Source organism: Gryllotalpicola reticulitermitis (assembly GCF_042651345.1).
GTDB classification, from domain to species: domain Bacteria; phylum Actinomycetota; class Actinomycetes; order Actinomycetales; family Microbacteriaceae; genus Gryllotalpicola; species Gryllotalpicola reticulitermitis.
The window spans coordinates 1-14,382 of the sequence record NZ_JBHSCN010000006.1; the positions used below are offsets into that span (position 1 = coordinate 1).

10 protein-coding genes are annotated in these 14,382 nt (G+C 64.5%); 9 read left to right on the plus strand and 1 reads right to left on the minus strand.

Going from position 1 to position 14,382, the window contains the following annotated elements:
* Positions 1–150 precede the first annotated feature (150 nt).
* The 9 genes from ACFOYW_RS13205 to ACFOYW_RS13245 all read left to right on the plus strand — a co-directional run bounded on the left by ACFOYW_RS13205 (position 151) and on the right by ACFOYW_RS13245 (position 13,354).
* Entirely contained in the window at positions 151–345 is a 195-nt protein-coding gene (locus tag ACFOYW_RS13205) for a hypothetical protein (protein WP_390229687.1), read from the plus strand.
* Between the two features lie 18 nt (positions 346–363).
* Complete coding sequence (locus tag ACFOYW_RS13210) at positions 364–711, plus strand: hypothetical protein (RefSeq protein ID WP_390229690.1); 348 nt, start codon at positions 364–366, stop codon at positions 709–711.
* A gap of 258 nt (positions 712–969) precedes the next feature.
* Positions 970–1,629: a helicase HerA domain-containing protein gene (locus tag ACFOYW_RS13215; protein WP_390229693.1), complete on the plus strand. Its 660-nt coding sequence runs from the start codon at positions 970–972 to the stop codon at positions 1,627–1,629.
* Positions 1,630–1,817: 188 nt separating this feature from the next.
* Positions 1,818–2,171 (plus strand): GntR family transcriptional regulator, encoded by a 354-nt coding sequence (locus ACFOYW_RS13220; protein WP_390229696.1) that lies wholly within the window; start codon positions 1,818–1,820, stop codon positions 2,169–2,171.
* Positions 2,168–3,145, plus strand: coding sequence for a hypothetical protein (locus tag ACFOYW_RS13225; protein WP_390229699.1), 978 nt, complete (start codon positions 2,168–2,170; stop codon positions 3,143–3,145). Before ACFOYW_RS13220 ends, ACFOYW_RS13225 begins: the two co-directional genes overlap by 4 nt.
* Before the next feature lie 102 nt (positions 3,146–3,247).
* Positions 3,248–3,805: a hypothetical protein gene (locus tag ACFOYW_RS13230; protein ID WP_390229702.1), complete on the plus strand. Its 558-nt coding sequence runs from the start codon at positions 3,248–3,250 to the stop codon at positions 3,803–3,805.
* 601 nt (positions 3,806–4,406) lie between these two features.
* Complete coding sequence (locus tag ACFOYW_RS13235; RefSeq protein ID WP_390231365.1) at positions 4,407–11,402, plus strand: PA14 domain-containing protein; 6,996 nt, start codon at positions 4,407–4,409, stop codon at positions 11,400–11,402.
* A gap of 9 nt (positions 11,403–11,411) precedes the next feature.
* A complete protein-coding gene (locus ACFOYW_RS13240) occupies positions 11,412–12,161 on the plus strand; it encodes a hypothetical protein (protein WP_390229704.1) in 750 nt (249 codons plus the stop codon).
* Positions 12,162–12,385: 224 nt separating this feature from the next.
* Entirely contained in the window at positions 12,386–13,354 is a 969-nt protein-coding gene (locus ACFOYW_RS13245) for an LPD29 domain-containing protein (RefSeq protein WP_390229707.1), read from the plus strand.
* A gap of 266 nt (positions 13,355–13,620) precedes the next feature.
* Here ACFOYW_RS13245 and ACFOYW_RS13250 read toward each other — a convergent pair whose 3' ends face one another.
* Positions 13,621–14,322: a CDP-alcohol phosphatidyltransferase family protein gene (locus ACFOYW_RS13250; protein ID WP_390229710.1), complete on the minus strand. Its 702-nt coding sequence runs from the start codon at positions 14,320–14,322 to the stop codon at positions 13,621–13,623.
* Positions 14,323–14,382: the final 60 nt, after the last annotated feature.

Genomic DNA, 14,382 nt, shown 5'->3' on the forward strand with positions numbered 1-14,382 from the left:
GAGACACGAGAGACCTCCGTGGGTTCGAGCTGGCGAACTAGACAGCTCCAACTCGACCCCGGAGGCCTCTCCTACGTCAACAACGATCCGGGTCAGTACAGCTAGAGCAGACACCGACACTGGCGCGCGATCCGGCGCATAGATGTGGGTATGGAGAAGACATCAGCCATCGCCGTCCGCGCCACCGAACTGCGGACTGGCGACATCGTGATCGCATCCGACGGCGCCCGGTCCCGCGTCGCGGGAACGTCCAAGACCGCCCTCGGCGACGTGCGTGTGATCCTGCCCAACACCGACATCCTGGTGCGTGGCTCGTTCCCGTTCACCGTCGAAGCCGCCGTCTGAGCCGGGAGAATGGCCCCGATGAGCACGAGCGAGCACCCCGCAGACGCCGAGCCGGTCCTGGTTCAGATCGAGGACGGCTCTGAACTTGAGATCCGGAACAGGTACGGCGAGCGTCGCACCGTGCGCGTCGGCCGCGAGTGGGAGCTGCGCGTCGGCGACGAGGTCGTCGGCCACATCAGCTACGCCATGCTCACGCGCGAGCGCCGGTCACCGGGGAAGCGCTACGTCAATGCCCGGTGGCAGTCGCCCGGATGGCGGTATCGGGAATCTGGAGACCACCACTGGCTGGAACGGCCGAGCCGGAAAGAATGCGTCGAGTCCCTGATGTGGGCGTTGTCGCGCCGCCGTGCCGCTGGTGGGAGCTAGGCGTGGACCTGCTCACGCCATGCCATCAGGCGTCACTGCTGATCACTACCCGGGTGGGGGCAGTGGGTAGCTGACGAGCGCTGTCCCCGACGAGATCCTGTGCCCCGCCGAAGGCTGCAACAACTGCTGGAGCGCAGACGGAACCGCCGACGAGTGGAACAGCTACCCGCCGGGCGCGACCGCAGCTCCGCAGAGCGCATAGATGCTGATGAAGGCGCGCCGCGGAAACGGAACGCTGACGGAGAAGAGGCAACCGCTATGACGACCCCGAGCGCACGCGAGCAGTCGCGATTGCTCAACATCGGCGACGGCCTCACCATGCCCCTGGAGGCCGTGACCCAGACGTTCGCCATCGTCGGCAAGCGCGGGCGCGGCAAGACCGCCACCGCGAAGGTGCTGGCCGAAGAGATGATTGGGGCGGGTCAGCAGGTTGTCGTCATGGACACCGTCGGCGCGTGGTGGGGCCTGCACTCCAGCCTGGACGGCAACGCTCCCGGGCTACCCGTCGTCGTCTTCGGCGGCATTCACGGCGACGTTCCACTGGAGGAGACGGCTGGCGCCGTCATTGCCCGGGCACTCATGTCACACCGGGTGCCCGCCGTCATCGACCTGTCCGGGTTCCGGAAGGCCGCGCAGCGCCGATTCGCCACCGCGTTCATCGAGGAGCTGTACCACTCGAACCGCGAGCCCATGCACGTCATCTTCGATGAGGCCGACGAGTTCGCCCCGCAGAGCCCCATGCAGGAGGGCAGGCACCTCCTGGGCGCGATGGAGGACTTCGCCCGGCGCGGGCGGCTGCGCGGGCTCACCTGCACGCTCGTCTCGCAGCGCCCCGCCGTCATCCACAAGGACGTGCTCACCCAGGGGATGCGAGGGAGTTGCGCACGGCCTTCGCCTCCTCGTCGAAGTTGTAGGTGATCTCCTTCACCCCGCCTGGAACGACGCCTGCAGAGCTGGTGAGCCTCCAGGCTCCCGGGCCTCGAACACCGCGGTAGACCCTCTCCATCGTCAACCTGCGCGGACCGACGTACACGGTCGCGGCCGTCTGCGCCGCGGCTCGGAGTCGGTCCTTTCGGCAACTCCATTATTTGCATAGTATGCATACTATGTTGATTCGCTTGAACGACGCATCACCTGCGACATTTACGGAGCAGATCGTCGCGCAGGTAAGGCTCGGCGTCGCCAACGGGGAGATCTCGCGCGGCGAACGGCTGCCAGCCGCGCGCGAACTCGCTGCTTCTCTGGGAGTGAATATGCACACCGTGCTACGCGCATACGACGCTCTGCGTGCGGCCGGCGTCATCGACCTGCGCCGCGGCCGAGGTGCAATGGTCGTCGGCGGCGACCGTCCCGAGATTGGCCGACTGTTCCAGTCGGTATCGGCGCTCGTGGTGGACGCCCGGAACTTGGGGATTTCGGCTGTCGAGTTGTCGTCACTGGTGAAGGGGTTGGCATCGTGAATGGTTCCGCGGTACGTGCAAGGCTTTTTCTGGCGTCCATCGTGGCGGTGCTGCCCGTGGTCGGGATCGTGTTGCCCGCGATCGGGCTCGGAGCGAGGCTTGGGGCGACGATCGCCTCGCATTGGTCGGGGTCAGGTCCGGCTGACGGGTTCGCGTCGACCTGGGGTGCGTTCCGCATATTCACGGGGATCACAGTCGTGGTGACGATCGCGGCTATCGTGACCGCCGTGCTCGCTGCCCGGCGGAGCGTGCCGAAGACGGTTCCGGCGGTCCTCACGCTGGTCGCCGGGTTCACGGCCTGCGCATGGACGGTCGCAGCATGGGCGACCGCGGATGCCGCTACCCAGGCCGACGCCCGCCTGGGTGCGCGCTTGCTGATCCTGCTGGCCGCGGTGGCCTGCGCCTGCCTCGTCGATGTCCTGCTGCCCCCAGGGCCAACCCCGAGAACACCGGCCGGCCGGCGGCCGGCCTTGACCGCGGACCCGCAGGAGCGGATTTCATGGACGGGCGTGACCGGAAGCCGTGCCCTGGCAGTCATCGCGGCCGCCGTCGCGCTCGCCTTCATCGGGAGCGTCGTCTTGGCACTGACCCTCCGGCAAGGTGGCCTGTGGACGGCAGTGATCCTCTTCGCCGTGCTGACAGCGCTCTCCATCGCGCTCGTGCAGGTGCGGATCACCATCGACCGGCGCGGTATCCGTCTGGAGCCCGCACTGCTGCATGCACCGCTGATCCGCATCCGCCTGGAAAATCTCGCGTCGGTGACGGCCGACACCATCGAGCCCACCCAGTGGGGCGGGTGGGGCTTCCGGATCTCTGGAGCGGGGCTTGCCTACGTCGCCCGGCGCGGGCCGGGCCTCATCATCACACGTCGCACCGGCAGCGCCGTAGCGATCACGGTCGACCAGCCCGAGCAGCCCGCGGCCGCCGCCAATGCCCTCATCGCGCAGCACGTGGACAACACCGGCGCCCGCTGACCTCGACGCCCCTATGCTGAGGCAGCATGACGGAGCCAAATGCCATCGTGCGTCGCGAGGAGATCGTTTACGCGGCCGCGATCGAGTTCGACAAGGCCGGCTATGCGGCTGCTGCCCTGTCTGGCATCGCCGCGCATTTCGGCAGGACGAAGGGGGGCGCTTTCCTATCACTTCGCGTCGAAGGAGCAGATCGCGCAGGCGGTGATCGAGACCCAGTATTTGCAGTGGGAAGACGTGCTCGCTGCCGTGCGTGCGGGCGGTTTCGCCGGCATTGATGCTCTGATCGTGCTGTCGTTCGTCACCGCGGCGCGGTTCCGCGATGACGTGCTCGTGCGAGCCGCACTGCGCTTGCTGGAAGATCCCGCGCTGCGCGAGGTCGAGCTTCCCACGCCGTTCGTGGGATGGATCGGCATCACGGCGCGCCTGCTAACCGAGGCTGGGTCTCTGGGTGAGCTGGACTCTGCTCTTCCCCCGCAGGAGGCGGCGGAAGCGCTCGTGGAGCTGTTCGTCGGCGCGCCGGCGATCTCCAAGCAGCTCACCGGCATGCAGGACCTCACCGCACGGGTACGCAGGTACTGGCTGCTCTATCTCCCTGGCCTCGGCATCCACGACGGCGTGGAGCGCGTGCCCCCTCTGGCGCGCAGAGCTGCCGCTTTCTGACACGGCCGAGGCGGTCTCCGGCGGCCGGGACGGCGGAGCCTATGACGGCCTCCCGGAGCGCGGCGCCGATGAGCCGATCGCTCGAGTCGTAGAACTCGATCCGCATCCCGAGTGCGACGGCGACCAGCGCGCTCATGACTCGTCGACCTCGCTCGTGTTCCGGGGGATGATGCCGAACCGTTCGGCGCAAGGCCGACCAGGCCGCTCGCGAGGCGGCCGCTCTGGAGCGCCACCGCGCCCGGCAGACCGCGCGCCCGGCAGAGTTCGAGTACAGCGAGGGCGAGGTCTTCTGGCGGCGCCTTTCGCCGGCACCCTATTCGGGGTGAGGTTATTACTGGTGACTCTGACTACACACTCCGCCCGGTGAACCAGGTTTGACGGTAAGACGTGCCGGTGGAGATCCACGTTGACCCGAATCAGCCCTCGACCGCGACGCTCACACCATTCGCGTCATCGACCGCGACCCCACTTGTGGCCGTGTCAGCGCCGTCCAGCCACCCGTAATGTCAACGCTGCGACGCACAGTCGCGCTAGTCCGCCATTCCGAAGCCGTCTAGAGGATTGACGTCGCTCCGGCATGTCGAAGGGTTCAGGAGTGGCGATGCGCTCTGACAAGCGACGACGAAACAACTTTTCCTTCGCCATTTGGTGCGTTGTTCTCACGTTGGTCATCATTGCCACAGCGACGCCGATTACGGGCGATCAAGCGCAGGCGGTGACGCCCGGACACAGCACTGCGCCTGGGTCTATCCATTCTCCCCGGCTATCCAAGCGGTCGGCGACAGTCCCGCGCGGCACTTTCACCTCAACATCGTCCGCAAAGCTGCCAGAGGCGGCTAATGAGATCACCGCGGATCGGACGGCGTCCACGTCGACGTGGCAGAACTCGGATGGCTCCCTGTCGATTCGTGAGTATGACCAGCCCCACTTCTATAAGCCGCAGGGCAGCTCGTCTTGGACGCCTATTGACTCTTCCCTGACTCGTGATGCGGGACGTGACGACCCGTCGTGGCATAGCGGAGCAAACAACTGGGAGGCTGAATTCGGCCCGCTAGACACGCCCGGCGGGAGTGAGCGGCTAGACGACGGTGTGCACCCGTTTGGCTTTGCGCCGGTCGGAACCAGCGACCCGACGCTCGTTCCGACCGTGTCCGCCAGCACGGCCACGTACCCGAGTCTCTGGCCTGACACCGACATCATCGACAATGTGCAGCCGGCCGGCATCAGCGAAGACGTGGTGCTCAAGAGTGTGGCGGCCCCTTTCGTCTTTGATTTCAACCTCACCGGCGCCACTCTGAGCGGTGGTGGCGACGGAACCGTCAAGATCGAAGCGGACGGTGCACCGGTCGCGATCGTACCGGCGCCCATGGTGGCGTTGTCAGATACGGCATCGGAACGATCGCAAGCTGTCAAGACGCTTCCGGCAACGGTTGCCGACGCTGATGCCGTCGTAACCGCTAAGGACGCCACGACCCTCGAGCTGTCCGTATCCGCCGAATGGCTAAAGTCGCTGCCGGTCTCGGCTTTTCCGGTGACGATCGATCCGACCGTCTCATACACCGAACCGAACATCGCGGAAGTAGATTCCAACAACGACGCCACAACATCGACGGTGAGTTGGAGCAGCACAGGGTCAAAGGTCACCGGTGAGGTTGAAGTAGGCCCGAACGCGAGCACAGGTGTTACATGGGTCGGGGCGGCCTACTTCACGCGACCGCAGCCGCCGGCCCCAACCAACGGCGGACCGGCCTGGCAGCTAAGTCACGCAGCCATCGAGGGAGACTGCGAGCCGTCAACATGTGGCCTAAAGCTTATGAACGTGTACGGCCTGACATTGGCGCAATCTACAACGCCCACGTACACAGACATCACCAGCGCCCAGAACCTGCCGACGACCGTCGGCGGCACAACGGGCACCGCCGTCATCGGTTCTTTCGACGCTGAGTTGACTCCGTGGTTCATGGGTAAGTCCGGAAGCTGGCTGGGCTTCTCCGGAATCGCCTCCACATACAGCGGGCACACCACGTCCCCGGTGATCTTCAAGCCAACCGACTTCTATACGACGTTCTACTACTACCAAAACGTAAAGCCGACGACGATCACCCAGCCGGCCGCCGGAAGTTCCCTTGCCACCACGACACCTACATTCGAGGCAGCACAGGTGTCCCCGTGGGCCTCCGGCGAAAGCGTTTGGTACGACTTCAAACTGTCCACACAGGCCGACGGATCCGGCACCGAAATTGACTCCGGATGGTTGTCGAGTAATTACTGGACGCCGGACGTTGGGTCCCTGCAGAACGGGCTGACCTATTACGCGACGGTCTCGGACTCTTCCATCGACCCGTCGATCTCCACCACGGACGACGGGTATGTGCCGCCCGCCACACCGCCGACGGCCATCCCCATCAAGATCAACCTGCATCTGGGCTCTGGCGGCTCTTCGCCCACTGACACGGTGGGCAACTCGGCGCAGGGCACCACCACTCCGAGTCAGGGAGCGCCGAATCCGGGCACCTCGCCGTCGAGCGAGACGGTCAACCTTGTCACCGGAGACCTGGCCTTGACCGTTGGCACGCATTCCCTCCAGGCGGCATCTGGCCAAGCGACGCTCGCGCTGAACTACAACTCGCTGTCCTCATCAACGTCAGCTTCAGCATCGGGGGGTACCAACTATGGCCTCGTCGGCGCCTATTTTCTCGACCCAAACAACGCGCATGTCTACCCATCCAACGAGGTCGGCCAGCGCACGGATGCCAACATCAACCTCTCTGGGGAGTATGGGACCTCGATCATCGGCGGGGTGCCCTCAGGGGCCAACGGATATCTGATTCGCTGGACGGGGTATATCACCCTTCCATCCGGCACGTGGGACCTCGGCGGTAAGACCACAGGGGGGATGCGGATTTACCTCAACGGGTCCACCCTACCTACATACGATGACTGGTCGGGCTCCGCAACCGATGCGACACCGTCGTACAGTACCAATACCGTCGCTGGCGGCCAGCAATATCAAATCGAAATCGATGACTGGGAGGCTTACGGCAACCTTCCGAGCGTCAGCACGTGGGTACAGCTATGGGCTAAGAACACCGCCTCCGGCGCGGCGAGCCCGGCGATCGTGCCGTCAAGCTGGCTTACTCCAACCACTTCGTCGTTGCCTTCAGGTTGGTCACTCTCCGCGGACGCAGCAAACGGAACTTGGACACAGGTAGTAGACGACGGGAGCCAGGTCATCGCGACCGCGACGACGGGGCAGACCACAACATTCACGCAGCTACCGAGCGGAGCATATCAAGCCCCGGCCGGGGACGACGATCATCTCGCCCGCGACGGCAACGGGGACCTACAGCTATCGACCGCCGATAATACGCTCTACACATTTAATGCCGATGGCAGCTTGGCATCGTATTCCACCGCCACGGACGACGGGCACCCGGCGACCCTGCAATACGGATATGGCGGTACCCCGTCCTCTTTGCAGACGATCACTGATCCCGTGTCGGGCCGAATCATCCACCTGTACTACGGCGGCAACGCAAATTGCCCGCTAAGCGATCCCGCACCATCCGGAATGTTGTGCGACGTGTCTTGGTGGGACGGTGACAGCACCACGTTCGCCTACAACACCAATGGGCAGATCTCTGGAATCACAGATCCAGGCAACACGACCACTCTCTTCGGATATGACTCCAGCGACCGCATCGATGACATTCGGGATGCGTTGGCATCCGATTACATAGCATCCGGCCGCCCCGACGTGCCGGCCGCGTGTACCGCCGCCTCCACATCCACGAGTTGCGATCTGGACACCATTGTCAATTACGACGTGAACGGCCGCGTCCTTGATGTGGAGCAACCGGCCCCAACGCCGGGGGGAACGCCCCCGTTGCGCTCGTACAACTATGGCAGCGGCTCAACCACGATGCTGGTTGACGGCCAATCGGCGACCGCAGGCTACTCGCGGGACGTGACCTACGACAGCAAGAACGAAATCCTCACGGATGCGCAGTGGCAGCAGAACCCGACGGAGAGCGCCTGGGATTCCGATGGGCGGCAGATCGTGAGCGTGACCCCGGCAGGTTTGCAGACGTCCACGGTCTACGACGCCAGCGGCGACGTGACTGATACGTACGGGCCCGCCCCTAAGGCCTGCTTCACAAGCGCCTGGCCGTCAGGAGCAAGCACTCCGTACACTTACACGCTGACGGGGTATCTCCCTGCCGCCGACCCCGCTTCGGTTTCCGGCTGTGCCACGACCGTTCCGCATACCACCAGCACTTATACTCCTAATGGTCTAACTGCAAGCTATTGGTCTAATTCGACGTATGCCGGTACCCCCGTAACGGTGGGTCCGGCCAGCACAGCGTACGACTCCGACTACACCGGCTGCGATGGCCAAACTCTCTGTATGGCTTGGGCGAGTCCACCGGTCCCGCTGGACGCCAGCGGGGAGTGGAGTCTCAAAGACACCGGCGGTCTCGTGCTCCCGCAAGCCCAGACCCTTACGCTCGCTCTGGCGTCTGAGCAGCCGGCGAGTCTCTGGATCGATGGATCAGAGCGAACGAGCCTGACCAGCGCCCAAACGTCAGGTTCGCTGTGGTCCACCTCAAACTCCGCGACGCTGACCCTGGCTGCGGGATTCCACTCCATCGAGGTTGACTATCTCGGCGCAGGAGGCGAGAACAATGGATTCGAAGTTGACCAGTCGACCGCTTCGGGATGGGCGGCGCTTCCTGATTCGGACCTAGTGCCGGTCGAGCGTGAAACCGACACGCTCGCCGCGACGTACTGGCCGAACGCCAACTTCGCTGGCACCCCAAGTTTGCTAGGCGAATCCGCCGCCCCCGCAAACTCCGCCGCGTCCTTGCCTTCAGGTTCGCTCTGCGGCACCGGTCCGAACGGCACGCAAGCTACTGACCTGTGCATGGCCTGGTCGGGGGTGCCCTTTGCTGCGGGCACCGCTCAGGCGTGGAGCGTGAGACTCACCGGCACACTCAATCTAGCCAGCGCCCAATCGATGCCGTTGGCTCTAATGTCTGACCGTCCGGCATCGATGTGGGTTGACGGCGCTGAGATAGCGGACGTAACGGCCGATCAAGTGGACAATTCGGACACCGGCCTTGCTGAGGACGCCGATAACGCCCTCACCCTGTCAGCCGGAGCGCACCAGTTCGAGATTGATTTCGTCGGCGAGGTGGGCACGGCCCCAAATGAGGCTGCGGTATATCTCAATGAAGGTACCTACCCGCAGATACTCAACGACGCTCTGTTCAACCCCGGCTTTCACGCTCTGACAGGCACCACGGACCCAGACGGCGACACCACGCAGACCGACTACTCCTCTCCAGATGGCGTACTCGGGCCGTGGGATGGACTAGCGACTCAGAGCATTCAGGACCCTGGCGGCCTAAACCTGGTGACTGCAACTGGCTACGACGACAGCGGATCGGGCGCGTACGATCAGAAAGCGTCGTCCACGCTTCCGGCTGGAAATACGACAAGTTTCAGCTATTACCCCGGTACGGGGGGCCCTATCGCCGCCGTATGCGGCGCCAGCAGTACAACTCCACAGGGCGGCCTACTTGAGTCCGAAATCGACCCTGCGCCGGCTGCTGGACAGCCTGCTCGTGAACAGCAGTACGTCTATGACAACGCTGGCCGCATGGTGGGTGAGCGTACGGGCACGACGGCCGAGATCGACACCGAAGGTTGGCAGTGCACCAGCTATGACGCCAGGGGCCGAATCATCAGCGAGACCATTCCGGGAAATGCGGACTCGTCGGCTGGGCGCACGATCACCTACAGCTATAGGGTGGGCGGCGATCCGTTGCAGTCGTCCGTCACTGACTCGCGGTCAAATATCACAATCACCAGCTTGGTTGATCTTCTTGGGCGTGTGATCACATATGACGACAACGGTCACACCAGCACGGTATCGTACAACCGCGCCGGCGAAGTAGTGGCGACGAGCGGCCCGCAGGGAAATGTGTACAACACGTATGACGACACGGGGCGGCTGGTTACCGTCCAAAGCCCCGCGCAATCGGCCGCCGACACGCTTGCCACCGTGCAATACGATGCGACGGGACGAACGACAAAGACGATCTACGGGAACGGTACGACCGCCACCGAGACCTACGACTCGCATGGAAACGAGAACGCCATCGAGTACACAAAAACCAGTACCGGGGCAGTGATCGGCGGGGAGCAAGCCACGTACAGCGACGCAAGCCGACTCACCACGAATCTGGTGGCCTCTGGCGGGACTTTCGTGAACCCCAACCCGGCCGGGGTTACCGCATCGGACTATGACTACGACGCTGCCGGACGTCTCACCCAGTCGTGGCTGGTCGGTGAACAGCAGAGCTATTGGTACGGGGGCGTAGTGGACTGGGCGCCTAACTGCATGAACTGGGCGGCTGGTGAGAACACCGACCGCACCGTCGTGACGACGATCAAGAACAACGTCGCGACGGGAACCTTCACCTGCTACAACAATGCCGATCAACCAACCCAGACCAGCACTAACGCAGGCCCGGCTGACAGCACGGGCGGCGTTCCCTCGATCACCAATTCGACCGCCTACGCCTTTGATGAATATGGCAATCAAACAGATGACCAGGGCACGCTTCTGACCTGGGACAGTAGCGGTCGTGTCACGCAGACCACGACCCCTGCCGGGGTGACAACCTCAAGCACGTACGACCCTCTAGATCGACTCGCTACACAACAACAGTCCGGGGCTAGCCCCTCGACGGTTGACTACGTCTACGCGGGGCTTGATGACGACCCGGTGGCGACTGAAGACGCATCCGGAACGGTCGTTCAGCAATATATTTCACTGCCAGGCGGGATCGAAGTCACTGTTCAGGCCTCAAATGCGCAGACTTGGTCCTACCCCGACCTTCAAGGCAACGTCACGCTCACGACAAATGGGAGCGGAGCGCAACAGGGGGCCGCCATCGCATATGACCCGTGGGGCACTGTGATTAGCGGGGGCGATGCACCGAACGGCAACGGCATCTCCGACTTTGGCGGGTTCGGCGCCGATGGCAAGCTCACCAGTGATGCCACCGGATTCATCCTGCTCGGCTCTCGGGAGTTCAATCCCGCTGAAGCCCGGTTCCTATCCGTAGACCCGACCCAAGGAGGATGCGCCAACCCCTACACATATGCCCACGGTGATCCGCTCGCCCAGGTCGATCTCAACGGACAATTCTGTTGGAAGACTGCCTTGGGAATCGGTCTTGGAATCGCGTCAGTCGCCCTCGGTGTGCTGGCAATTCCTCTGAGCGGTGGCTTGTCGATCGGATTGGCTATCGCAGGAGTCGCAGCCGGAGTGGCGGCTACTTCCTTGGATCTGCCCGGCTGTTTCAACCAAGACGATGGCGTGGCTTGCACGGGTCTGGCCTTCGGCGCCGCAGGTGCCGCGATCGGCGCCGGCGGTGTCATAGTTGACGGGATTGCAGCCGAAGGCTCGAACCTGGCGCTGATCGGAACCGCGGCGGACACTCAAGCGGCGATGTTCGGCGGGACGGGGACGTTGGTCGACACGGCCGCAGCCGCAACGGCAAAGAAGAAAAAGAAGGGGTGCTAGGCGACCACGATGAACGCGGACTCGAACACCGGGCGAGGCTTCGAAGGGCGTGGGCGTGCGAGCCGATGGGGTGGGAGGCTGCCGGAGACCGCGCTCGCCCACTACCGTCGGTATGCGCGGATCTTGGTTCTCGGTTTTAGCATCGTCGGCGCCATATTGGTCTGCGGGTTCGTTGTCCTGATCCTGGTCCGGGACGCGTGGATCGGGAATTCGATTTTTGGTCTCGGCGTCGCCGTGGCGGTAGTCGTGGGTGTGATCTCACAGGTGGAATACTCGAAGGTCAAAGCCCTCGCCGGAGCAAGCTACGCGCTGACTCGTGCGCAGAGCCGAAAGCTGGACATTTGGACTCCGGCTCAGTTTGATGCGAGCCTGTCAGCTCTGCGGGCGCAGCAATCTCCCGCCGCGCAGCCGGAGGCTGAGGCGCCGAAGTTGGCGCTGTACAGGGCGCTCCGGATGCGGCGCTCGTGGCTGGCATGGAGATCGGCCGGGATAGTCGCGCTCTTGCTTGCGGTGTTTGGTGTGCTTGCGCTGCTGGTGGTGGGCAGCCCGCTGGCCTGGCTTCCGATCCTGCCAGGCTTCGGGTGTCTCGTCTGGTTCATGCTCATCGGCGGGCAACGCCTGCGTCTGGCCAATAGCTTGGCCGCCGAAGCTCTTGGAGTGCCCGCAGACCGGGCAGCAGGTATCGATCTGCGTAACATGGACGCCTTCAACGCCTACTACCAGCGTCAGCGGAGCGCAGACGGCAGTCCAGACAAATAATTCAGTTCCGTGGTCTCGTAATAAACGAGACTGTTTCAGCGTGAGTTGACGCGGATCGTGTAAATCCCAAATGTGACGTGGGCGCGCTGTTCAAGCTCGGTCGGGGTGACGTTTCCGAAGCGTGTTGGCGTTTTCGGCCGTCGTAAGCCGCATCAATCAATGAAGCGCCCGCGCAGCGCAGTTAGTGAGGCGCGCGCCCTGCCCCCGCAGGGCACATGGATGCCATGGGTATCGAAGACGCGAACGGCCACCTCCACGACGAGGTGGGCAAGTACGCCGAGAAGGCGGGAACGCGCCCCGGCGGCAGCCTGGGGTCGCACAGCTCCGCGCCCGTAGACGCGGCAGCCCTGGACGCTGCCGCCGAGCGGGAGGCGGTGCGCCTGATGTCCAGTTGCGAGGGCCGAATCCTTCAGGAGATGCTGGACGACGTGCTGCCCGTGGTGCGCCTGGAGGCGCAGTTCCACGACGCCGAGGTCTCTGACGGCGAGCTGTTCTCCCTCGCGTTGAAGATGTGCCTGGAGATCGACCGCGAGGACTTCGGCGGCCGGGTCTCCGCCGCATTCGATGAGGCCCGGAGGGAGGCTCTGGTGGAAGCTCAGCAGCGACAGGCGATGGCCGAGCGGAAGGTGGTCAGGCCGACGGTGGGGGAGACCGCCAAGATGCTCCGGGCGGAGCCGAAGGCGCGGTTCCCGGGCGTCAAGTTCTCGGTCACCCAGTCGCGCGGGACAGCAAGCTCGTGGCTGCGGGTGGAGTACACCGACGGCCCCGTCCTCTCCGAGGTGCGCGATGTCGCCGGGCTGTTCGAGGGGCGCCAGTTCAACGGCATGACCGACAGCTACGACACGCTCGACAACCGGCTCATGGCCACCCCCGACGGCGAGGTGGCCGAGTACCGTTTCCCCACCGACGGCGTCAACGTGCAACGCAGCTTCGGTCCGGCTGGATATCTGAGGGCCCAGGCCCTGCTGAACGAGGCGGGGTACTCGGACATCCGGATCTGCGACGACGACGGCAAGCCGGTCGATCACCGGGTGGACCGCACCGTCCTCACCCGCAAGGGCGACTACGTCATGGTCGGCAGCGGCTCAGGGCAGCGACGCGATGTCGAGGTGTGGGGCGGCCGGAACGAGTACATGAACAGCAGTGCGCAGCTCGGCTACGGGCTCCTCCACGAGCTCGACCTCCGCGACTGACCGCCATCGCGGAAGCGCACGCGTGGAGCGGGACCTCCACGGCGATGCGGACCTTCCCCTCTCGAACCCCGGTGAGACCCCAGAGCCACAGGTCGACGTTTACTCGACGCTTTCAACCGCCGACAGCCGACGTTGACCACCCGAAACCGCCTGCCCTCCAACAGGCCAAGGCCAGGACTCCCCAGTAAACTGGCGGCGTTCCACCTACATCCACCAAACCGGGTTTCCCTTGCATGGCATGCAGGGGGTCAGGGGTTCGAGTCCCCTCAGATCCACCATTTCAGTGCCGCTTCGGCGCTTTCCTCGGTCAGCCCCTCCCTCGCGCTGAGGTGTGCTCGCGCGAGCCAGACGACGTCGCGACCGAACGATTCGACCAGCAGGGCGAGTGCCAGAGCCACGGCCCCGCCGGCGAGAGCGGAGGGCGCAGCTCCTGTGGCCGCGAGCACGAGCGTGATGCCGCAGACGGCTGTGACGACCTTGCGCCAATAGCGGGCGGGCAGCCGGGCCTTCAGCCACGGCATGGCCCATCCCGCGGCGACGAACGCGTAGCGCATCAGACCGATTGCGACGACCCACCAGCCGAGCGTGCCGGCTACGAAGACGCTGAGTGCAAGCAGGGCGAACGCGTCGACCTCCATGTCGAACCTCGCGCCCAGCGCCGTCTCCGTACCGGTGCGGCGAGCGAGCCATCCGTCCACTGCGTCGAGCGCAAGCGCCGGGGACGCGATGGTGACCACCACCCAGGGCGGAACCGGTTGTGTGAGCGAGGTTGCGACGAGTGCCGTGACTACGCCGATCAGCACCGAGCGGGCTGCGGTCGCGGTGTTGGCCGGGCCGAAGCGCGCCGGCCGTTGCCGCCCGAGACCCCGCGCGACGAGGAGCGTCGACACCACGAGATAGGAAAGTCCTGCGACCCACCCGGTTGCGGACAGTGGCGCCAGCGCGCCGACGAACGCGAGGGCTGCCACACCGGCTGCGGCCCACCCCCACGAAATGATTTGAACCCTTGCCGTGGTGTCCTCCGTGTA